Origin of the sequence: Hymenobacter sediminis, from assembly GCF_003231285.1 — a bacterium.
GTDB classification, from domain to species: domain Bacteria; phylum Bacteroidota; class Bacteroidia; order Cytophagales; family Hymenobacteraceae; genus Hymenobacter; species Hymenobacter sediminis.
The window spans coordinates 656,947-678,634 of sequence record NZ_QKNS01000001.1 but is presented as its reverse complement, the minus strand read 5'-3'; the positions used below and the strand labels follow the sequence as shown (position 1 = coordinate 678,634).

The 21,688-nt window shown below is 55.0% G+C and carries 14 protein-coding genes and 2 tRNA genes; 10 read left to right on the top strand and 6 right to left on the bottom strand.

Going from position 1 to position 21,688, the window contains the following annotated elements; translation table 11 throughout:
• Positions 1-44 precede the first annotated feature (44 nt).
• The 3 genes from gcvH (at position 45) to DNI29_RS02900 (ending at position 2,223) form a co-directional block, all read left to right on the top strand.
• Positions 45-425 carry a glycine cleavage system protein GcvH gene (gene gcvH / locus DNI29_RS02910; protein ID WP_110976559.1) on the top strand — a complete coding sequence of 127 codons (381 nt, stop codon included), beginning with the start codon at positions 45-47 and terminating at the stop codon, positions 423-425.
• 20 nt (positions 426-445) lie between these two features.
• Positions 446-853 carry a VanZ family protein gene (locus tag DNI29_RS02905; RefSeq protein ID WP_238388030.1) on the top strand — a complete coding sequence of 136 codons (408 nt, stop codon included), beginning with the start codon at positions 446-448 and terminating at the stop codon, positions 851-853.
• 98 nt (positions 854-951) lie between these two features.
• Complete coding sequence (locus tag DNI29_RS02900) at positions 952-2,223, top strand: M28 family metallopeptidase (protein ID WP_202910360.1); 1,272 nt, start codon at positions 952-954, stop codon at positions 2,221-2,223.
• Positions 2,224-2,339: 116 nt separating this feature from the next.
• On the opposite strand, the gene DNI29_RS02895 is transcribed toward DNI29_RS02900, so the two are convergent.
• Together DNI29_RS02895 and DNI29_RS02890 are read right to left on the bottom strand one after the other, a co-directional pair.
• Positions 2,340-2,885 carry a hypothetical protein gene (locus DNI29_RS02895; protein WP_110976556.1) on the bottom strand — a complete coding sequence of 182 codons (546 nt, stop codon included), beginning with the start codon at positions 2,883-2,885 and terminating at the stop codon, positions 2,340-2,342.
• A gap of 337 nt (positions 2,886-3,222) precedes the next feature.
• Complete coding sequence (locus DNI29_RS02890; RefSeq protein WP_110976555.1) at positions 3,223-4,119, bottom strand: YicC/YloC family endoribonuclease; 897 nt, start codon at positions 4,117-4,119, stop codon at positions 3,223-3,225.
• Positions 4,120-4,267: 148 nt separating this feature from the next.
• Between DNI29_RS02890 and DNI29_RS02885 the strand changes: the two genes are divergently transcribed.
• The 4 genes from DNI29_RS02885 to DNI29_RS02870 all read left to right on the top strand — a co-directional run bounded on the left by DNI29_RS02885 (position 4,268) and on the right by DNI29_RS02870 (position 11,633).
• Entirely contained in the window at positions 4,268-7,114 is a 2,847-nt protein-coding gene (locus tag DNI29_RS02885; RefSeq protein ID WP_110976554.1) for a TonB-dependent receptor, read from the top strand.
• A gap of 199 nt (positions 7,115-7,313) precedes the next feature.
• Positions 7,314-8,975 (top strand): T9SS type A sorting domain-containing protein, encoded by a 1,662-nt coding sequence (locus DNI29_RS02880; RefSeq protein ID WP_110976553.1) that lies wholly within the window; start codon positions 7,314-7,316, stop codon positions 8,973-8,975.
• Positions 8,976-9,139: 164 nt separating this feature from the next.
• Positions 9,140-10,351 (top strand): glycosyltransferase, encoded by a 1,212-nt coding sequence (locus DNI29_RS02875; RefSeq protein ID WP_110976552.1) that lies wholly within the window; start codon positions 9,140-9,142, stop codon positions 10,349-10,351.
• 10 nt (positions 10,352-10,361) lie between these two features.
• A complete protein-coding gene (locus tag DNI29_RS02870; protein ID WP_123823043.1) occupies positions 10,362-11,633 on the top strand; it encodes a lipopolysaccharide biosynthesis protein in 1,272 nt (423 codons plus the stop codon).
• A 9-nt stretch (positions 11,634-11,642) separates the two neighbouring features.
• On the opposite strand, the gene DNI29_RS02865 is transcribed toward DNI29_RS02870, so the two are convergent.
• Positions 11,643-12,626 (bottom strand): AAA family ATPase, encoded by a 984-nt coding sequence (locus DNI29_RS02865; protein WP_238387984.1) that lies wholly within the window; start codon positions 12,624-12,626, stop codon positions 11,643-11,645.
• Positions 12,627-12,986: 360 nt separating this feature from the next.
• On the opposite strand from DNI29_RS02865, the gene DNI29_RS02860 reads away from it, so the two are divergent.
• Entirely contained in the window at positions 12,987-14,642 is a 1,656-nt protein-coding gene (locus tag DNI29_RS02860; protein WP_110976550.1) for an SBBP repeat-containing protein, read from the top strand.
• A gap of 51 nt (positions 14,643-14,693) precedes the next feature.
• On the opposite strand, the gene DNI29_RS02855 is transcribed toward DNI29_RS02860, so the two are convergent.
• The 3 genes from DNI29_RS02855 to mutS all read right to left on the bottom strand — a co-directional run bounded on the left by DNI29_RS02855 (position 14,694) and on the right by mutS (position 18,024).
• A tRNA-Leu gene (locus DNI29_RS02855) sits at positions 14,694-14,776 on the bottom strand.
• 194 nt (positions 14,777-14,970) lie between these two features.
• Positions 14,971-15,046 (bottom strand) — tRNA-Gly (locus DNI29_RS02850).
• A 263-nt stretch (positions 15,047-15,309) separates the two neighbouring features.
• The gene (gene mutS, locus DNI29_RS02845; RefSeq protein WP_110977271.1) at positions 15,310-18,024 is read right to left on the bottom strand and encodes a DNA mismatch repair protein MutS; all 2,715 of its coding nucleotides are present in this window, start codon (positions 18,022-18,024) and stop codon (positions 15,310-15,312) included.
• 254 nt (positions 18,025-18,278) lie between these two features.
• On the opposite strand from mutS, the gene DNI29_RS02840 reads away from it, so the two are divergent.
• Both DNI29_RS02840 and DNI29_RS02835 read left to right on the top strand, forming a co-directional pair.
• Positions 18,279-18,821 (top strand): RNA methyltransferase, encoded by a 543-nt coding sequence (locus DNI29_RS02840; RefSeq protein WP_110976549.1) that lies wholly within the window; start codon positions 18,279-18,281, stop codon positions 18,819-18,821.
• Between the two features lie 158 nt (positions 18,822-18,979).
• Positions 18,980-21,649: a T9SS-dependent M36 family metallopeptidase gene (locus DNI29_RS02835; RefSeq protein ID WP_110976548.1), complete on the top strand. Its 2,670-nt coding sequence runs from the start codon at positions 18,980-18,982 to the stop codon at positions 21,647-21,649.
• Positions 21,650-21,688: the final 39 nt, after the last annotated feature.

Here is a 21,688-nt window from a genome sequence, read left to right as displayed (position 1 = left end):
CGCGCACCTCGGTGCCCTCTATCTAATTCTCAAAACCGCACCCCATGAATCTGCCCGCCAGCCTGAAGTACACGAAAGAGCACGAATGGATCCGTGTAGAAGGTGACGTTGCCTTCATCGGCATCACCGACCACGCTCAGAAAGAACTCGGCGACATTGTGTACGTGGACATTGACACCCTCGACAAGGAAGTAGCTCAGAACGAAGTGTTTGGTACGGTAGAAGCTGTTAAAACGGTTTCGGACCTATTCAGCCCCATCAGCGGCACTGTACTGGAAGTAAACAGCGCCTTGGATGGTAGCCCCGAACTGGTAAACTCCGACCCCTACGGCGAAGGCTGGATGGTGAAAATGAGCATTTCCAACCCTGCTGAGTTGGAAGGCCTTTTGTCGGCCGAAGTATATGGTGAGCTGGTAGGCGCTTAGCCTACCCTTTGTATTTGGCCGTGTCTTCTACCGCGCCGCTCTCGTCTCGTCGTCGGGCCTTTGTGGTCCTGCCGCTGGCGTGGGCGGCGCTGGTATTTGTAATGACCCTTACCCCGGCCCAGGAAATGCCCCGCACTCCCCATTGGGAGCTGCTGGCTTTCGACACGGCAGCCCACGCCTTTGTATTTCTGGTGCAGGCGGTATTAGCCGTTTTTTCTGCTCGCCGTCAATCTTGGTTTCCTGCCTTAAAAGCTCAGGCGTTTCGTGTTGTGTTGCTGCTGACCGTGGGCATGGGTGCCCTCATTGAGTTACTGCAGATGACTATGAACCTAGGCCGCCAGGGCGAGTGGTCGGACCTGCTCAGCGATTCGCTGGGGGTAGTAGCTGGCTTGCTCCTGATGTGGCCGACCCGTCGTTTCTGGCAATGAAGCGTGGTAGTCACCAAAGGGAGTTCCGGCATCAACTATTTGCTGGGGCCTTGTACCTAACAGGTTTCCTACCCCCTTTAGCCACGCAAGCCCAAGACATGCCCAGGGTCCGGCAGACTATTGCTACCCTGGCCTCCCCCGCAATGCACGGCCGAGGCTACGTAAATCAAGGCGAGCAAAAAGCGGCCCGCTACCTGCAACAACGCTTTGAGGCCTTGGGGCTGCAGCCCTTATCATCCGGCTTTCAGCAACCCTTCAGCCTACCCATCAATACTTTTCCGGGTACGCTCAAGCTCCGGCTTAACCGGGCGCTGTTCCCGTTTCCGCTTCTGGGCAACCAGCTACGCCTGCAGCCCGGCCTCGATTTTATTGCGGCTCCCGACTGCGGCCCCGGCCGCTTAGGAATTGGTCGGAGCCTCGCTTACTTAGACAGCACGGTTCTTACGGATGAAACTGCTCGGCGGCAGTTTCTGCACCTGACCAGCTTCCCAAGCACGATTGTCTTATCGGCCCGCACCAAAGCCAGGCTAGCGCACTACCCATCGGATATCCGTCAGCGCCTCGACTCGGCCGCAGCTGTTATTACGTTGGTGCCGAAACTGACGGCATCGTTGGCAGCTACTCAAAGCCACCAGATCCGGCTGGAGGCACTGCCTCACCCTTGGCTAACAGGGGCCAACCATTACGCCAAGCTTCCGCCTGCCGCTACGGCCAAAATTCGGGTGGATGCCCAGCTGATCCCAGCCTACCCCACCCAAAACGTTATCGGCTACTTACCCGGCCGGGTCCAACCCGATTCGTTCCTGATAGTCACAGCCCACTATGACCACCTAGGTCGCCTAGGCCGGCAAACGTACTTTCCCGGTGCCAACGATAATGCCAGCGGCGTTGCCATGCTCCTGGAACTTGCTGCCTACTATGCCGCACCAGAGAACCGGCCAGCTTACTCCATGGTATTCATTGCTTTTGGAGCGGAAGAAGCCGGGCTGGTAGGCTCCCGTTACTATGTGGAACATCCGCTAGTCCCTCTGAACCGCATCCGATTCCTTCTTAACCTTGACTTAGTAGGCACCGGTGAGGAAGGCATTACCGTAGTGAATGGGCGCGTATTTGAACAAGCCTTTCAACAGCTAGTTCAGTTGAACACCGCGGGTCGTTACGTTCCATCGGTAGCAGCCCGGGGCCGCGCAGCCAATTCCGACCACTACCCCTTCTCCGAACGCGGAGTGTCAGCCTTCTTTATCTACGCCCGAGGCGGAAGCAGCGCCTACCACGATGTAGCTGATCAACCCACTCAGCTTTCCCTGAGTGGCTTCTCCGGTATTTTCAAACTAATCACCCATTTTTTAGCACAGCAATCTGGACATTAAGCTAGGAATTGACTTTGGCATCCTTCTACCTGACCAAAATGAAAAAAGCCCGGAGCAACTCAGTTGAGTGCTCCGGGCTTTTTTATAATTCAATCTACCCTCTGAATGGGTAAGTATTAGCTGTTGGCTTTAAACGAGCTCATGATCTGCTTGGCTACGTTTTCCCACTCAGGCTTCTGGCGGTCAGCGCAGGTAAACGTGCACATTAGAAGTTTACCTTCTACATCGGTGAAGAAGATGAGGGTATAAACCTCGTGGCCCAGCTCAGGCTTCATCAACTCCATGTAGCCAACCTTGCGGCTGTTCACTTCCTTCACACCGTGACCAAACCACTTCGCTTCTTTGAATTGCTTAGTGTAGGTTTTGTAGAAGTTGGCCGAATACATTTCGATCATGTCCTGATCGGCTGTGTTGTCGGTGTAGGAGAAAGCAATGCTGGCCTCTTTGTTATTCGTGTAGATAACGCTAGGACGGCTCTGGGCTTTAGCGTAGTTAAAGTCCATTTGCTGTTCGCTCATCACCTCGAAGCCCTTGGGGATGAGAATTTCCACCCGCTCGCTTAGAACGCGCTTTTTGATCAGCTCCACTTCGGCGAAGGGACGGGCAGCCATCAGCAACAGCATCAGGCAGAAGAAGGGGGCAGCTAGTAATACTTTTTTCATAAGTATGGACTGAAAAAAGGTGGAATTCAAAGTCAGGCTATTGGTCCGAAAAGCGAAGAGTCACTCTGTTTGGATAACACAAATTACGCACATTTTTTTAAGCCGCAAGTATTTTACAATAAAATAATTTTTAACCTCAGTAGCATATGTGCCAATACGGGGCTAAAAAGCGGCTTTTTGATGCATTAAAGTGCATTATCTAAAAAATAGAGCTTTACAGATACTGTTGTCCTACCCCTGAAAAATCCCAATAATACATTGGGAATAGCCTATACGAAATACTAGCGGCAAAGTTCAATTCTGGCTTTGCTACAGTCCGAAAATCGGCTTATGGTACTTAGAGAATGTTGTTGATCTGTTCCTTGATCTTTTCGAGCTCTTCCTTCATCCCCACCACCAGATGTTGGATGGTGGAATCGTTGGCTTTGGACCCGATGGTATTGATTTCCCGCCCAATTTCCTGCGAAATAAAGGCTAATTTTTTTCCAGTGGGCTCCGGCAGACCTGCCGTCTCGGCGAAGTAGTGCAAATGATTGACTAACCTCACTTTTTCCTCGGCAATGTCTAGCTTCTCAATGTAATAGAGAATTTCCTGCTCGAACCGGATAGGGTTGAAATGCTCACTGCTGGTTATCTCCGACAGGTGGTTCTGCAGGCGCTGCCGGACCTGCTCAATGCGGGTAGGGTCGTGGCGCTCTACTTCGGCCAATAGAATACGAATCCGATCCACATATCCCAGGATTTCTGAAGTCAGTGCTTGGCCTTCATCGCGCCGGAACTGGTTCACGCGGTCAAGGGCTTCCTGTAGCAGGGGCAGCAATTCTTCCCAGGGGGTTTCTTCCTCTTCTTCGGTGGCAGCGGTAGCATCAGCAGGAATGCGCAGAGCGCCAGGCAGCGCATGGGCCACGGCGGCTAGTTGCTTCAGCGACAGACCCACTATTTGGCTCAGTTCGCGTAACTCCTGGCAGGCTACCGTAAGGGCCTCCTTGTTAACAATAGAACCCTGCGCACCCGTAGCGCGCGGGCGCGCGAAGTCTAAGTTCAGGTTGACCTTCCCCCGAATAAGGCTTTTGGTAACCAGATTACGGATTTCCAACTCCCGGTCCATTAGGAAGCGGGGCAGACGCAAACTCAGGTCAAGAGTCTTAGAATTGAGAGACTTAATCTCGACGGTAGCGGAGTAGCGGTCGGTTTCGCGGTGTGCGATTCCGTAGCCGGTCATGGACAGCAACATGGGCAGAAATGGGCAAAGTGGGCGCAAAAGTAAAGGTTTCCCGCAGGAAGTGAGCCTGTTACCGAGGCAGTAACACAAGCATAACATGGCGGCAATATTAGCATAACAAGGCCAGTCTAGCTTTGTGAAACCTTTTTATTATTCGGCTATGCGTCGCTCAGCTTTACTGCTTTTCTTCCTGACAATAAGCCACTTGCTCCTTGCGCAGCAAGGTACTTTAACGGGAAAAGTAACAGACAAAAAAACCGGAGAAGGCGCCATTGGCGCTACCGTGCTGGTAACGGGCACTACCCAGGCAGCACCAGTAGATCTAGATGGCTCATATTCTTTGAAGCTGGCTCCTGGCACCTACGGAATCACCATCCAATCTATTGGTTACAAGCCGCTCACGTTTACCGGCATCAGTATCCAAGCGGATCAGCAGACTACCCTAAATGGGGTGCTAGAAGAGAATGCGCAGGCTCTGAAGGAAGTAGTGGTGACGGGCCAGAAGCAAACCGGCACGGAGGTGGCTATGATTCAGGACCTGAAAAAGGCCGAGGTGGTAGTAAGTGGCATGAGCAACGACCAGATTGTAAAAAGCCTGGACCGGGATGCCGCCGAAGTCGTAAAGCGTATTCCAGGCGTTACCATCCAGAATAACAACTTTATTGTGATTCGCGGCCTAGCCGAACGCTACAATACGGTATTGCTCAACGAAGCCCTTACACCTTCAGCAGAAGTAGATACCCGCTCTTTTTCGTTTGATATTTTGCCCTCGTCTGTAATTGATCGGGTACTGATTTTCAAATCGGGAGCTCCTGAGCTACCTGGCGAATTCGGTGGAGGTGTCGTAGAGGTATTTACCAGGAACTCGGTACTGGAAAATTCCACTAACATCAATATAACTGGCGGCTACCGCAGCGGAACCACGTTCACGAACAATTATCAGACAACCAACCATAGCTCTACCGATTGGCTGGGCTTTGATAGCGGTGACCGGGCTTTGCCTAACGCACTCCCTGGCTTTGGAAATGGCAACGACTTAAATAATCTGCCAGACGACCGGCTCAAACAGGTTGGCAACCAGTTGCGTAACGAATGGAAGCCAAGTTTAATAACGGCCCGACCAGATCTACGTCTTTCGCTAGGTTTAACACGCAAATTTGAGCTCGGCAAGCTGTACCTCAGCAATGTTACGTCGGTTTCCTATACCAACACGCTACAGCAATATGATACCCGGCGTAGCCGATATCAATCCTACGATACACTGAGACAGTCGGCCTCGCTGTTGACCGACTACAATGACCAGCGGACATTAAGCACTGCGCGCCTAGGTGTTATCCATAACTGGCAGGCCCGCTTCAATGACTATAACCGTCTAGATTTTCGCAACTTCCTTAATCAGTATGGTACCGACGAAGTTGTTCACCGTACTGGACCAAGCTATGAACAAGGTGGTCCTGGCCAAGGCCAAGACTTCGACAACTATTCACTGCACTACCAAAGCCGCACTATTTACTCCGGTCAGTTGCAGGGTACCCATGAAACAGGTGCTAACAAACGCAACACCTTCGTATGGGCAGGGGGCTACAACTATGTATTCCGTGATGAGCCCGACTACCGTCGTTTCCGTACTCAACGCTCGCAGGAGACCGATCCGGCTACCACGCCATTTGAAGTAGTAGTTCCTTTGACAGGCTCCCAACTAGATGCTTCGCACTATTTCTCCAAACTGACCGAAAATACTTACATGGGTCGGGGGCAATGGGAGAGACGCATACAGGGCCGTGACACTACCCAAGCCAACGAATACAAGCTGCGTGCTGGCTTCTATACCGAGTATAAAAGCCGCGACTACGACAGCCGTTACTTCTCATTCGTACGAACACCCGATACCGACCCGCGACTACGCAAGCTACCTATCGAAACCATCTTTAACCCGGAAAACATCAACAATCAGGATGGGTTCCGGCTGGATGAGGGTACCCAGGCTAACGACCGTTACTCAGCTAACAACCTGCTCGCGGCAGGCTATCTGAGCACCGTACTGCCTATATCAGACAAGTTTAATGTATCGGGCGGTGTACGCGTAGAGTATAACCGGCGCCAGCTGGAGAGCGGCGATATAGCCGTAGCTCCTTACGAGGAAAAGCGCACCTTTGTACTACCTTCCTTCAACGCTGCTTACAACTTCAACTTGCGCTCACTGGTGCGCTTGGCTAGCAGCATATCGGTGAACCGGCCCGAGTTTCGGGAATTGGCTCAATACCAGTACTACGACTTTGCTAACAGCTATTTCTTAGAAGGTAATCCTAACCTTCGCACGGCCAAAATCTATAACGCTGACCTGCGTTACGAATTTTATCCTACTCGCTCTGAAATGCTCTCGATTGGTGTGTTCTATAAACACTTCCAAAATGCTATTGAGCAAACTACCACTTCTACTGGCGGCTTGAACCTGTACCTGACCTACCAGAACGCCAAGAGTGCTTACGACATGGGCGTAGAAGTAGAAGCCCGCAAGTCGCTAGCCGAGCTAACAGGCAGTGGATTCATTGACCGCCTTTCGCTGGTAATGAATGCATCCTTAATCCGCAGCCGGGTGCAGTTGGAAGACAACGAGCGTAACCGCAACTTCGCCATCACTGATCGACCACTCCAAGGTCAGTCGCCCTACGTAGTTAACCTAGGCCTCTTTTATCAAGACAACGACCACGGCTGGCAAGCCTCAGCCCAGTACAACGTAATTGGGCCGCGCATCATGTTCGTTGGCGACCGAGGCACCAACTTCTCGGTGATTGAGTTGCCCCGTCACGTAGTAGACTTATCAGTTACTAAGAGTGTAGGCAAGCACTTACAGGTTAAAGCGGGCATACAAGATGCCTTTAACCAACTAGTACGTCAGTACTACGACTTCAACGGCAATAACAAGATTGACTCATTTGAAACCGGCGCGTTTGCTCGCTACAAGCGTGGTCAATACTCTTCGCTTGGCCTGACTTGGAATTTCTAAGTTGCTTTTACTTTGCTTGACGAAAGCTCCCTACATCACTGTTGTAGGGAGCTTTTGCATTTAGGGTCATTTCGAAACTAAACATTAAGGAAACATAACCCTAACAGAAGCACAACATTGAATTGTAGTACCGCATACAGCCGGTCCTGACCTTTGCCGTACCATTCTCATTCGCCCAACTCATTAGCTCTTGCCTATTATGAAAAAGATTTTACTCCCCGTGCTTCTGGCTTGCGCTACGCTGGTAGCTCCAGCGACTTTCACTAAAGCTCAGGCCCAAACGCCTTGTCCAGCAGCTCCTGCTACCGTGATAGCACCCAGCGAAATTACTGGTAAGGTTACTTGGACCAGCGATAAAATCTACCAGCTTAATGGCAACGTGTTTGTGCGTTCGAATGCTGAACTCATCATTGAACCTGGCACTATCATCAAGGGCAATGACCCAGCTAACCCAACGGGTGCAAAAGGATCTTTGATTGTGCAACAAGGCGGTAAACTGACCGCAAACGGCACGGCAGCCAAGCCTATTGTATTTACTTCGGGTAGCAATAACGACCAGCGTAAAGCTGGCGACTGGGGTGGAATAATCCTACTAGGACGCGCGCCCATCAACAATGCCGGTGGTACAGCCAACGTAGAAGGTATCCCGCAGGGTAACGGTACCTATGGTGGCACCGACCCAAACGACAATTCGGGCACACTGCGTTATGTGCGCATTGAGTTTCCTGGCATTGACTTTGGCAACGGCAACGAAATCAACGGTCTGACGATGGCAGGCGTGGGCTCGGGCACCACGATTGAGTACATTCAAGTTTCCTATGCTAACGACGACTCCTACGAGTGGTTTGGTGGCACAGTGAATGCGAAGTACCTGATTGCTTTCCGTGGTCTTGATGACGACTTCGACACCGACAATGGTTATTCGGGCAAGGTACAATACGCTGTATCGCTCCGTGACCCCAAGGTAGCCGATATATCGGGCTCTAATGGTTTCGAGTCGGACAATGACGCTACAGGCACCACTAACTCGCCGAAGACCTCCGCTGTATTCTCTAACGTGAGCATATTCTTGCCCGGTCCAGCTACTGGCCTCGATACTAACTACAGAAGGGGAATGCACATTCGCCGTAACTCGGCTCAATCAATATTTAACACGGTAATAAGCGGCTATCCTACGGGCATTTTGCTTGATGGCGCAGCTACTGAGGCCAACGCAACTTCTGGCTCGCTAGTGCTCAAGAACAATGTGTTTGCTGACATGGCCAGCAACTTTGCAACTGTTACGGGCAGCACATTTGATCTTGCTGGCTACTTCAACGCTACAGACCGGAGCAATACGCTTACTACGGTATCAGCGCTCAACCTGAATGCCGACAACTTCAATCTGACCAATCCAAAATTCCTACCTCAGAGCACTTCACCCTTGCTCACTGGCGCTGCCTTCACTGATGCTAAGCTAGCTGATAGCTTTTTCGAGAAGACCGGCACCTTCCGTGGAGCTTTTGGCACTACCGATTGGACTGCAGGCTGGGCAAACTTTAATCCCAAAATCACTTGCTACAACGCACCTGGCTTGACGCTTTCCAACAAAAAGTCAGACCAAGTGCAGCAACTTGCCGTTGTGCCTAACCCCTCTGCCGGTGCTGCTACGCTCTCTTTCGAACTGAAGCGTAGCGGTGCTACTACGGTGCAAGTACGTGACCTAACTGGGCGTCAGGTAGCATCTGTAATAAATGCAGGCAAGCTGGCTGCTGGCTCACATCGCGTAGCACTACCTGCTACCCTCAAGGCTGGCGTGTATACAGTTACTGTAACCACTCCTGAAACCAGCCAGTCGGTACGCTTTGTAGTGTCTAAGTAATTATCTATAGCTCGTGAAAATATCAGCCGGGTGCCGTAGGCATCCGGCTTTTTTTCTGCACTATCGGGAAGGCTTTCTGCCCGGCCCTAGTTGCCCTACCCCCACCTAGGCTGCTAAACCTGCCAGTAGTATTTTAGCTTTTCCTTTCACTGTTTCTGCTTTTGATGCGCATCCTGCACCTGCCCAAGTGGTACCCCAACCGCTATGACGACCAGGATGGTGACTTTGTAGCCCGGCATATTGCAGCTATTGCCCAAACGGCTACCCCCACCGAACCTCTGGAAACGGCCGTTCTGTTTGCCGCCGTGGCCCGAGGCCCCATTCCCTCGCTTATTAGCCTCGAGGCTGACCTGACCGGTGCTGTACCGACATGGCGCTACTATTACCGCGCACGCCTGACCGGTTTCGCTCCGCTGGATAAGCTCCTGAAGCTGGGGCTGTGGCTGGAATGCATGCGCCGAGGCCTGCGTGCTGTGCACTGGCACTGGCAGGGCCACCGCCCCGATATTATTCACGCGCATATCCTCTTTCGCACGGGTGTGCTGGCGCTGTGGCTGAAATACTGGCACCGCATTCCTTACCTCATTACCGAGAATTGGACCGTTTTTCTACCTGCTAACTCGGGGCGCCTGGGTTGGCTCCGGGGCAAGCTGGCAGGGCTGCTGGTCCGGCAAGCCGCCGCCTATACTCCCGTTTCGGAAGACTTGCGCCAAGCCCTGGCGCAGTTGGGCGGCCTCAGCCCGCATACGGTCATCATTCCGAATGTGGTAGACACGGACTTGTTCCATCCTCCTACCCCTCCGGCTCAGCGCAAGGGCCTCTTGAATGTAGCCGCCTTTAACGAAGCCGCGAAAAACCTCAGTGGCACCCTGCGCACCATCGCCCGGCTGCGCATCAGTGACCCTGAGTTAAATATTCATCTGCGCATTGCTGGCTACGGCCCGGCCCAGGCGCAGTTGCAACAATTGGCGGCGGAACTAGGGTTGTTGGCCGATGGTACCGTAGAGTTTTTGGGTAAGCTACCCCTACCCCAGGTGGCAGAGGAAATGCGGCGAGCCCAGGCCTTCGTGCTATTTTCAAATTACGAGAACCTACCCTGCGTGCTGATTGAGGCGCAAGCCAGTGGGTTGCCCGTGGTGGCCACCCGCGTGAACGGGGTGCCGGAACTGGTGCCCGCAGATGGCTCCCGCGGTTTGCTGGTTCCTCCCCGCGATGAAGAGGCACTGGGGCAAGCCCTTCGGGAAGTACTGCAGGCCCCGCCTGGTCGCTTCCCGGAGAGTGTGCTCCGTGCCGAGGCAGTGGCCCGCTTTAGCTACCCGGCGGTAGGGGCAGCTTTCCGGCGTGTTTATCAGCATATTCTGGCACACCGCTTTTAGCACCGGCCCTATGCTCCGCCGCATTGTCCATAATTTTGCTACCCGCCTGGGTACGGCCTTACTCAGCTTCGGAGTTGTTTGGCTGACAGCGCGCTACCTAGGCGCGGCAGGCCGGGGTGCCGTGAGCCTCTTCACGACGGATTGCGCGGCGATATTGCTCTTTCTTGGCCTGGTAGGCGGTTCGTCATTGATTTACCTGGCTCCACGCCGCAACCTCTGGCACCTACTGCTTCCCTCCTACGTGTGGGCAGTGGCGGTTTGCACGCTCGGAACAGTAGTAGTTGGGGTAGTACGCCATCCTGGCTCAGCGTACCTAGTGCATTTGGCTGGGCTTAGTACCCTACAAGCCTTTCTATCGATTAATACGCTGCTGGTACTGGGCCGTCGCCGCGAATCGGCTTATAACTTACTCACCATAAGCCAGGTAGGCTTACTGGCCGGCGGACTACTGCTATCTTTCTGGGCTGGAGGACGCTGGCTTTCGGTCCAGACATACTATCAGGTCTCCTACTTGGCGTTCGGGCTGCCGCTGTTGCTGAGCTTCATTCCTATACTCCAACAACCCGACCAGCACCGACACCTAGGTCGGCGGCTGCGCGCCACTACCCGCGAACTGGCCCGGCACAGTCGGGGGGCGCACTTCTCCAACATCTTAGCCTTCGCCAACTACCGCCTCAGCTACTACTTTGTCGTCCATTACGCTGATGTTCGGTCTATGGGCATCCTTTCGGTAGGGGTAGCATTGGTAGAGGCAGTTTGGCTGATTCCACGCAGCACGGCTCTGATTCAATACGTCGATCTGGTGCATGCTGCCGACGCAGGCAATCTTTCTGATGCAACGCTACGAGTAGCTCGCCTCACGGTGCTAGGTACAGGGGTAGCGCTGGGCACACTGGTTGCCTTACCCACCGAGTGGCTCACAACTTTGTTCGGCCCTGAGTTTGGCCCAGCCCGACCAGTTATGTTGTTGCTGGCCCCCGGAGCCGTCATTATGGCTACCCAAATGATGATGAGCAGTTACTTTTCTGGTGTGGCACGCTACAACATCAACAACCTGGCTTCAGTGGTAGGGCTCGGCGTTACTCTGCTAGCCTGTACCCTGCTGATTCCGCGCTTTGGCATTCAGGGGGCTGCTCTGGCCGCTACACTCTCGTATACGGCCTCTACCTTATTCCTCCTGCCTCGCTTCCTAAAGGCTACCGGAGCGTCCTTTGTGGCCCTGCTTCCCCAACCAGCCGATGCGCTTTACTTCTGGCAGCTACTGCGGCAGCGGCTAGGATAGCAATTGCTTCTAGCTGATAGGCACCTTGCGCAGAATGGCTTCAATCATGTCCTGGGTGCGGATGCCGTCGGCCTCGGCTTCGTAGTTGAGTAGGATGCGGTGGTTCAAGACATCGGTGGCTACCTCCTTAATGTCTTCGGGTAGCACGTAATCGCGTTCGTCCAGGAAGGCTACGGCTTTGGCCGCCCGGTGCAGGGCAATGCTGGCGCGGGGGCTCACTCCGAATTGCACGTACTGCTGAAACTCCGTTAGGTCGTACTCGGCGGGCTTGCGGGTAGCAAAAACCAGCTCAATGATGTATTTCTCCAGCGTCTCGGAAATCTGCACCTGATTGATTTGGTGGCGGATTCCGAAAATATCTTCCTTGGTCAGAACTGGGCTTACTTCGCCCACATAGCTCATGTTGGCCATGCGGCGCATTACTTCCAGTTCGTCGGTTTTCTTGAGGTAGTCCACGTACACCTTCATCATAAACCGGTCAACCTGGGCTTCGGGCAAGGGGTAGGTACCTTCCTGCTCCACCGGGTTTTGCGTGGCCAGTACCAGAAAAGGTAAATCCAGCGGATAGGTGGTTTCGCCAATGGTTACCTGCTTTTCCTGCATAGCTTCCAGCAGAGCGCTCTGAACCTTGGCCGGGGAGCGGTTCACCTCGTCGGCTAGTACCAAGTTGGCGAAAATAGGACCTTTCTTGACCTCGAATTCTGACTGATTCTGGTTGTAAATCATAGTGCCTACTAAGTCAGAGGGCAGCAGGTCGGGCGTAAACTGTACGCGCTGAAAATGCAGGTGCAGCACCTTAGACAGTGTGCTAATCGTCAGGGTTTTAGCCAAGCCCGGCACACCTTCCAGCAGAATGTGCCCGCCGGTAAACAGCCCAATCAGCAGCCGGTTCAGCATGTAGTGCTGGCCCACCACCACTTTGCCCACCTCGGCAAATACTTGCTTTATTTTCTGCTGGTAATCGGGAGCCGAAGCAGGCTGCGGAGGCATCATACGAAAGCAAAACGGGTGTAAGAAGCTTAAAGGTAGAGAAACCGGTGCATTACCGCTACCCCCTGGCCGGTGCTCAAAGCTTTCGGTGCGGCGAGTACAGCCTGAGGCTGCCTTTTTTAATACGCTAATTCTCCACTAGTATTTCTCTATTACATCCAAATATCTCACAACTAATTTCTATATTCATCTACCTGAAGCTGTTGATATTCTGTGCTGCCCCAGCCCTTCGTGCTGACCACCCCTTTTTGCCTGTTGCTACCCCTGCTTTTTAACCGAAGGCCAACTCTGCTTTGAGTTCTGGCCCTGGTTACTGCTGGGTTCGCCCTTCTGCTGCTTTTCCACCCATTTTCTGCCACCCGCATGAAAACACTTCTTCTATTTCTGTTACTATTAGGCTGTTACCCTACCGTTGCCCAAATAAACGGCCCATGGGTTCAGCAACTTACCGGTCCTGCGGCCACCGTTTCGGCCAATAACATTATCACTGATGCCGTAGGCAACAGCTACGTGACCGGCACCTTTACAGGCACAGCGAATTTCGGCAGCATCAGCCTGAGCAGTCGTGGCACCACCGATTTGTTCTTGGCCAAATACACGCCCGCCGGCCAGGCTGTATGGGCCACCCAAATTGGGCGCGACCCCAAAACAACTTCTTTCTACAATTCCCTGGCTATTGGCACCGACGTGTCGTTGGATGCAGCCGGTAACGTGTACGTGGTAGGCAGTTTTGCTGGGGTGGTATCCTACGGCAACGGCGGCAGCATTAGCAGCTTCGACGAAGCCTTCAACTCGGGCTTACTGGTCAAATTCGGCTCGAATGGACAGGTAAAGTGGCTGCAGCGCTTCGGGATTGACCAATATTCCTGCAACGGCCGGGCCATTGCCACCGATGCCGCTGGCAATAGCTACATAACCGGCTCCTCCGACTACGGTGGCATTCATTTCGGCAACCAGACCGTGGGGGGCAGCCGGCGGGTCATGTACGTGGCTTGTTATACCACCAACGGAGCCGTGGCGTGGGCCAAAGTATCGGGTAATTACTCGTCTTTCGGGGCCAGTGGCGCCGACGTAGCACTGGATGGTCGTAATAACTGCCTGGTAGGTGGCACGTTCACGAATGACATAACTCTGGGAGGCAAAGAACTAACTACCAGTGGTACCGACTGTTACCTCGCCAGCTTCAATGCCAAATCTGGCAGCCTGCAGTGGCTACGGCAAGGCGGTGGAGCAGGCAGAGTAGCCATGCGTATTCAAAGCTTGAGCACCGATGCTCAGGGCAATATTTACGTAGCGGGTGATTATTCGGGTGCTGCCTCACTGGGAGGCCAGCCGCTTATAAGCAATGGTGGCACTGACCAGTTTCTGGCTCGCTACACCCGCACGGGCACCTTGCAGTGGGTTGAGGGGGTAGGCACCAGCGCCCCTGAGTATAGCAGCTCCCTCGTGACCACCCTCACGGGCTCTGGCACCTTAGTCGGGCAGCGCTTGAACGTCGCCAACGAACCCAAAATCCTGCTCCATCATTTTCGGCCCGATGGCTCTATATACGCCTCAGAAACCTATGGTACCAGCGGGAGTTGCCGCCCCGGTGGCATTGCTCAGGACTGGATAGGCCGGCTGTACCTAGCCGGTACGCTCACCGGCACGGCCTCATTCGGCCGGATTACAGTGGCAACCGGTACCCGCACTAGCGGCTTCGTAGCAAGACTCAATGCTTCCCCTGTCCCGCCTGATCGAGCGAGCTCCGGTCTGCCTACCCTCGAAGTTTACCCCAACCCTGTGCATGGCCAGCTCACGGCCCGCCTCCCTTGGCCCCGGAATGGAATGCTCGTTACTGGCAAGGCATCTTTACACAACGCATTCGGCACGTTAGTAGCTACACAGCCGGTTCTTGCCACCGACCAAGCCCACGTACAGGCTACCTTCAACTGCGCCCAGCTTCCGCCGGGCATCTACGCCCTCAAACTATCCACCCCCGATGGTACTACCTACTCGCAGAGCGTGGAGGTGAAATAGCTTGATATAAACGAAAAAGCCTCTTAGCATACTTGCTAGGAGGCTTTTTTGTACCAGAGACGGGACTCGAACCCGTACGTCCGTGAAGACAAGGGATTTTAAGTCCCTCGTGGCTACCATTACACCACTCTGGCTTGTGGCTGGCTTGCGGCCAACACCGCAGTGCAACAAAGTAACTGCAAAATCAGCAAATGCGGAAGGCAGCTTACCCTTTTATGCACAAGTAAGTACCAAAGCTAATCTTAATGCACTAACTGAGTGGCTAAAATAAGTTTGAAGCAAACCTTAATATAAAGCAAAAGACCCTGCCGTTTAGCAGGGTCTTTTTTGGAGCGGGAGACGAGGTTCGAACTCGCGACCTCGACCTTGGCAAGGTCGCGCTCTACCAACTGAGCTACTCTCGCTTTCGATCTTGGCGCCGTAGTGGCGTTTTGATGTGACAAAGGTAGTACAGGAAATCCTGAAGTCAAGAGGTGCCCTCAAAAAAAACCGCACTTTTTCTGTCCATCGAAGCTTTTTTACTGATTTTCAGGCAGAAAAATTTTACTTGAAAAGTCTGTTTTTCCACGACTCAACTTCTTTCCACGAAGCAGACCGAAGAAAAAGCCCTACCCCCACCACCTTCAGAAAGGCAACGGGGGTAGGGCTTTGGTGAGAAGACAGTCTTTTATCGAGGGGCTATGGTTAGCTTCAGCTCATTGAGTTTAAGCAGCGCCTCAATGGGCGTGAGCGTATTTACATCCAGCTTCTCCAGCAGCTCCCGGATGCGCTCCAGAGCCGGATCAGCGGGCTCAAACATGCTGAGCTGAAGGCTGGGGCGCGGGGCATTATGTACGGCAGCCGCCGGCTGGGCCTTGGGTCCGCGCCGAGTTGCCTCTGCAGAAGCAGGCAGTACACCATTTAGGGGCAACACTTTGCCACCTACTGAGTGCTCATCCAAACCAGCCAACACTTCGTCGAACTCCGTGGGCACATCGATTTCAGCGCCCGTAGAAGTGCGCTCCTGCTCCAGGTGATGCATAATTTCGTTGGCGCGCAGCACGACAGAGGTAGGCATGCCGGCCATACGGGCTACGTGAATACCAAAGGAATGCTCCGAGCCACCTTCGCGCAGCTTGCGCAGAAACAGAATGCGGCCGTCGGCTTCCTTCACAGCTACGTTGTAGTTGCGCACCCGCGAGCAGTCGTCGGCTAACTGGTTTAGCTCGTGGTAATGGGTAGCGAAAAGTGTTTTGGCCCGCGCCTTGGGGTTGTTGTGCAGGTGCTCTACAATGGCCCAGGCAATGCTGATGCCGTCGTAGGTGCTGGTACCCCGTCCGATTTCGTCCATCAGAACCAAGCTTCTATCCGAGAGATTGTTCAGAATAGAGGCCGTTTCGGTCATCTCCACCATAAAGGTGCTTTCGCCCTTGCTCAGGTTATCGGAGGCACCTACGCGGGTAAAGATCTTGTCGATAACGCCAACGTGGGCTGCATCAGCCGGCACGAAGGACCCGATTTGGGCTAGTAGCACAATCAGGGCCGTTTGGCGCAGTAGTGCCGATTTGCCGGCCATATTCGGCCCTGTAATCACCACAATCTGCTGATCTTCCTGGTCCAGGCGAATGTCGTTGGGGATGTACTGCTCGCCGGGGGGTAACTGGCGCTCAATAACGGGGTGGCGGCCAGCCGTAATATCGAGGGTGGTAGAGTCATCAACTACGGGCTTAACATAGCGGTGCTGGCGGGCAGTAGCGGCAAAGGACGCCAGGCAGTCGGCCACGCCAATAGCGCGGGCGTTCTGCTGAATCTGGGCTACGTACTCGGCAGCGAACAGCACCAGGTCGTTGTAGATGTTCTGCTCAATGACGAACAGGCGCTCCTCGGCGTGCAGAATTTTCTCCTCGTAGGTTTTCAGCTCCTCCGTGATGTAGCGCTCCGCATTGACCAGGGTCTGCTTCCGAATCCAGGAGGCGGGCACCTTGTCCTTGTGGGCATTCGTCACCTCCAGATAGTAGCCGAACACCTTGTTGTAAGCTACTTTTAGGGAGCCAATGCCGGTTTCCTGAATGGCACGTTGCTGCAACTGGAAGAGGTAGTCTTTGCCCGAAAAAGCCATCTGGCGCAGCTCATCCAGCTCTTTATCCACTCCGTCATTCAGCACGCCGCCCTGGTTGGTCAGGATGGGAGCGTCTTCCTTAATCTTCGTGCGGATTTCCTCGCGTAGGGCGGCGCAGGGGTTAAGTTGGTCAGCCAGCTTCTGCAGGGCCCGGATACCCGAAGCGGCCAATTGCTCCCGGATGGGCCCGATGGCTTCGAGGGCCCGGGCCAACTGCAGCAGTTCACGCGGGTTGATGCGGCGCACGGCCACCTTGGAAATCAGGCGCTCCAGGTCGTTGATCTGGCGCAGGTGCTGCAAGAGGTTTTCCAGCAACTCAGGCGTTTGCAGCAGAGCATCTACCGTGTCGAGGCGGCGCTGAATCTGGGCGGGCTCCTTCAGAGGCAGCACTACCCATTTGCGCAGCAGACGCGCCCCCATGGGCGTCACGGTCTGATCCAGAATATCAATGAGAGGCACGCCGCCGGGGTGCTGGGGCTGCACAAGTTCTAGGTTGCGCACGGTGAACCGGTCGAGCCACACGTACTTGTCTTCCTCCAAACGCCCGATGCTACCGATATGGCCCACATCAGTATGCTTGGTTTCAGCGAGGTAGTGCAGGATGCAGCCCGCCGCCGTAATGCCCTCGCGTAGCCCATCAATGCCAAAGCCTTTGAGGGAGGTAGTATTGAAATGACGAGTAAGCGTATCGTGGCCGTAGTCGAAGCCGAAAACCCACTCATCGAGGGCGTAGTGGCAGAAATCGGGGCCAAAGTGCTCCTCGAACTCGCGACGGCTTTTCTTGCAGAACAGCACCTCGGCGGGCTGGAAGTTCTGGAGCAGCTTGCCCAGGTAGTCCACTGTGCCCTGAGCTACCAGAAACTCGCCGGTGCTGATGTCCAGAAACGAAATACCAGCCTCCTGCTTGCCGAAATGCACGGCGCAGAGGTAGTTGTTGCTTTTGCGCTCCAGCACGTTGTCGTGCAGGCTCACGCCGGGCGTCACCAGCTCAGTAATGCCGCGCTTCACAAGGCCCTTGGCCTGCTTGGGGTCTTCGAGCTGGTCGCAGATGGCCACGCGCTGCCCGGCGCGTACCAGCTTAGGCAGGTAGTTGTCGAGGGCGTGGTGGGGGAAACCGGCCAGGGGAGTTTCAGAAGCGGTGCCGGCGCCGCGCTTGGTCAGGGTAATATCAAGGATGCGGGAGGCCGTGACGGCATCCTCGCCGAAGGTTTCGTAGAAGTCACCCACCCGGAACAGCAGCACCGCACCGGGGTGGGCCTGCTTGAGCTGGTAGTACTGCTTCATCAGCGGCGTATCGACTACGGGCGCGGGGCCGAGGGAGCCGTGCGTGCGGATGGGCTTTTTGTTGGGGTCGGCAACTTTGGTTTTCACGGAAGGCGGTATGTAGCCCGAAGCTCCAGCATCGGGTATTGGTGGGCGGAGTGGCCGCGGTGAGGCACTAAATGCTGCGTGCCAGCCTGCGAGCTGGAGCTTCGCTTTGGGGGCTAGACAGAAGGCCAACAGCTGATGCGCGGCGGCGCGTTCCTACCTTTGCCGTCATGCGCAAACTCTCCATGGAAGAGCTGAACCGGCTGACGGTGGCAGACTTCAAAAATACGCGAAAATTCCCCCTCACCCTAGTGCTCGACAACGTGCGCAGCCTGCATAACGTGGGAGCCGCTTTCCGCACCGCCGACGCTTTTGCCGTTGAGAAAATCTGGCTCTGCGGTATCACTGGCCGCCCGCCCCAGCGCGAAATCACGAAGACCGCCCTAGGCTCTACGGAGTCGGTAGCCTGGGAATATACCCCTACCACCGTAGCAGCCATCGAGCAACTGAAAGCGGCTGGTTACATCGTCGTGGCCGTAGAGCAGACCACCGGCAGCCAGCCCCTACCCTCCTTTCAGCCCGAAACCGGCCGCCCCTACGCGCTGGTAATGGGCAACGAAGTATTTGGGGTGGACGACGACGTGCTGGCCCTGTGTGACGCGGCCGTAGAAATCCCGCAGTTTGGCACCAAGCACAGCCTGAACGTAAGCGTAGCCGCCGGAGTAGTGCTGTGGGATTTCATCAGCAAGCTAGGATGGAGTAGTGCTCAGTAATGCGCATTGCGGAATACAATGCTGGCAACTATCTGATTATTTACTTGCAAATACTCGCGCGAAATCAGCATTTTGTTATGTAGATTTGAACGGGCCACCCACTTAGGTGGCCTCTTTCATCTGCCCTTATCCTCATTTTACAACTCTACCCCTTCTTAATGAAGTCAACCTTTACTCCTACAGCACGGGCATTGGCGGCGGCCGCACTGCTGGCTGTTCCGGGTCTGGCCGCTGCTCAGTCTTCGGTGCTGCTCGATCAGGCCCGTAATGCCCTGCAGGCCCGTACCTCTGCTCTTGGTCTGAAGAAGACCGATGTGGCTGACCCGGTGGTGACCAGCTCGTTTACCGATGAGCACAACGGCATCACGCACGTTTATTTTCGGCAGCGCCACCAAGGGGTAGAAATTTATAACGCCGTAGCCGATGTGCACCTGAACGCTACGGGCAAGGTAGCCAGCCTGCACAGCAGCTTCGTGGCCAACACAGCTGATCAGGCCCGGCCTGCTACCCCTGGTCTTTCGGCCGAGCAGGCCGTATCGGCGGCAGCCCGCGCCCTGAAACTGCCGGCGCCCCAAGGGCTGCGGGTAGAGAAGCAGGGCACGGCAGCTACCGGCATCGAGTTTTCAACCGGCGGCATCTCCCTGGAAACCATCCCGGTTAAGCTCATGTACCTGCCCATGCCCACCGGCGAGTTGCGCCTGGTGTGGGATGTAACCATTTACCCCAAAGACGCTCGCAACTATTGGAGCGTGCGCGTGGATGCCGCCTCGGGGGCATTGCTCGATCAGCATGATCTGGTAATTCACGATGACTTTAGCCTGGCTCCGCTCACCGCGCCCATGGCTTATGTGACTACTCCTACCCCGGCCCCGGCTGCCCGCCCCACGGCGCCTAACAGCTACAACGTGTGGCCCATTACGGTGGAAAGCCCTAACCACGGTGCCCGCCAGGTAGTAACAGACCCCGCCGACCCGGCCGTGTCGCCCTACGGCTGGCACGATGTGGATGGGAAGCCCGGCGCCGACTCCCTACGCACGGCCGGTAACAACGTGTACGCCTACGAGGACCGCAATAACCGTAACAACTCCACCACAGAGCTGTGGCGCGGCGGCTACGCCCCGAAGGGTGGTCCTACCCAAATCTTTGACGCACCGTTCAACAACAGCGTAACGACTGCTCCTACCGCCAACCTCGACGCGGCCATCATCAACCTGTTCTATTGGAACAATATGATGCACGACGTAATGGCCCGTAAGGGCTTCGACGAGGCCAGCGGCAACTTCCAGACCACCAACTACAGCGGTAAAGGCCGGGGCAACGACGCCGTGTTTGCGGAAGCCCAAGACGCCATCATTGCGCTTTCGGTTGGGTTGAATAATGCCAACTTTGCTACCCCTGCTGAAGGCCGCAACCCCCGGATGCAGATGTATTTGTGGGACCAGAACATCACCACAGCCAGCGTGACGGCACCTGCCGACCTGGCCGGGCCCATTACAGCAGCTGAGGGCGTATTTACTCGCCGCCTCTCCATCAGTGGCCCTATCAGCGGCAACCTGGTGCTGGTAAACGACGGCACGGCTACGCCTACACTTGGCTGCGCTACCTACACCAACGCGGCGGCCGTGAAAGGCAACATTGCTTTGGTTGACCGCGGCGACTGCACCTTCGCAATTAAGGTCCAACAGGCGCAAGCCGCTGGGGCTCGAATGGTAGTTATTGTTAATAATAATGCAACGCAGGGTGCTGTTTCGTTTGGTGCCGCGGCTGATACTGTAGGCATCCGGATTCCAGGTGTGATGGTTTCTACGGCCGATGGCAACAAGCTGAAGGCTGCGCTGCAGGCTGGTACGCCGGTTACCTTCTCAGCTAGCGGCATTACCAACTACCGCGACGGTGATTTCGACAATGGTATTATCGCCCACGAATACGGCCACGGTATTTCTACCCGCCTGACGGGCGGCGCCTCGGCCCCCAACTGCCTGCGCAGTGCTGAGCAGATGGGTGAAGGCTGGAGCGACTTCTTTGCCCTCTGGATGACCTCTAAGCCAACTGACGTGGAAACGACTCCCCGTGGCATTGGTACATATGCTTCCTTCGAAGGAATTGACGGCGGTGGCATCCGTCCAACCCGTTACAGCACCAATATGACCATTAACCCCTCTACGTTTGCTTATGTAGGCAAAACTGTGAGCGGCAGTGATTATACTGGGGTGCACAACATCGGTTATGTGTGGGCTTCCATGCTGTGGGACCTGAACTGGGCTCTTATCAACAAGTACGGCTACAACGCCGACCTGCGCGGCTCTACTGGCGGCAATAACATTGCCCTGCAGCTGGTGATGGATGGTCTGAAGCTGCAAGCCTGCAACCCGGGCTTTGTAGATGGCCGTAACGCCATTCTGAAGGCTGACTCCCTGAACAACAAAGCAGCCAACTCCGGCCTGATCTGGCGCGTATTCGCCCGCCGTGGGCTGGGCTTCAGTGCCAAGCAGGGCAGCTCCCAAAGCCTCGCTGACCAAACCGCTGCCTTCGACCTGCCTGCTGCCGTGCTGAGCAGCCGTCAGCCCCTCAGTGAGAAGCTGCTGGAAGTAGCTCCGAACCCGGCTAACGGCCAAGTGCGCATCCGCACCCAGGTAAGCAGCTCCACGCTAGTACAGGTTGAGCTGATTTCGTTGCTGGGCCAGCGCGTGCAAATGCAGCAGGTAGCCGCTAACCGCCTGCAAGAAGGCGTAGAAATTAATACCGCCAGCGTCACGAATGGCGTATATATGGTGCGCCTGACCACGTCGGAAGGCACCATCACGAAGAAGGTAGTAGTGCAGCACTAACCCTTTGGCGTGGATGAGGTAGCCCTTCGGCGGCCCACT

What these genes read in the sequence shown, in the direction of transcription:
- DNI29_RS02860 (WP_110976550.1), top strand. Translation starts at nt 12,987, where the DNA reads ATGAAAACACTTCTTCTATTTCTGTTACTATTAGGCTGTTACCCTACC.
- gcvH (WP_110976559.1), top strand. Translation starts at nt 45, where the DNA reads ATGAATCTGCCCGCCAGCCTGAAGTACACGAAAGAGCACGAATGGATC.
- DNI29_RS02900 (WP_202910360.1), top strand. Translation starts at nt 952, where the DNA reads ATGCCCAGGGTCCGGCAGACTATTGCTACCCTGGCCTCCCCCGCAATG.
- mutS (WP_110977271.1), bottom strand. Translation starts at nt 18,024, where the DNA reads ATGAAGCAGTACTACCAGCTCAAGCAGGCCCACCCCGGTGCGGTGCTG.
- DNI29_RS02870 (WP_123823043.1), top strand. Translation starts at nt 10,362, where the DNA reads ATGCTCCGCCGCATTGTCCATAATTTTGCTACCCGCCTGGGTACGGCC.
- DNI29_RS02865 (WP_238387984.1), bottom strand. Translation starts at nt 12,626, where the DNA reads ATGATGCCTCCGCAGCCTGCTTCGGCTCCCGATTACCAGCAGAAAATA.
- DNI29_RS02835 (WP_110976548.1), top strand. Translation starts at nt 18,980, where the DNA reads ATGAAGTCAACCTTTACTCCTACAGCACGGGCATTGGCGGCGGCCGCA.
- DNI29_RS02895 (WP_110976556.1), bottom strand. Translation starts at nt 2,885, where the DNA reads ATGAAAAAAGTATTACTAGCTGCCCCCTTCTTCTGCCTGATGCTGTTG.
- DNI29_RS02840 (WP_110976549.1), top strand. Translation starts at nt 18,279, where the DNA reads ATGCGCAAACTCTCCATGGAAGAGCTGAACCGGCTGACGGTGGCAGAC.
- DNI29_RS02880 (WP_110976553.1), top strand. Translation starts at nt 7,314, where the DNA reads ATGAAAAAGATTTTACTCCCCGTGCTTCTGGCTTGCGCTACGCTGGTA.
- DNI29_RS02875 (WP_110976552.1), top strand. Translation starts at nt 9,140, where the DNA reads ATGCGCATCCTGCACCTGCCCAAGTGGTACCCCAACCGCTATGACGAC.
- DNI29_RS02890 (WP_110976555.1), bottom strand. Translation starts at nt 4,119, where the DNA reads ATGTTGCTGTCCATGACCGGCTACGGAATCGCACACCGCGAAACCGAC.
- DNI29_RS02885 (WP_110976554.1), top strand. Translation starts at nt 4,268, where the DNA reads ATGCGTCGCTCAGCTTTACTGCTTTTCTTCCTGACAATAAGCCACTTG.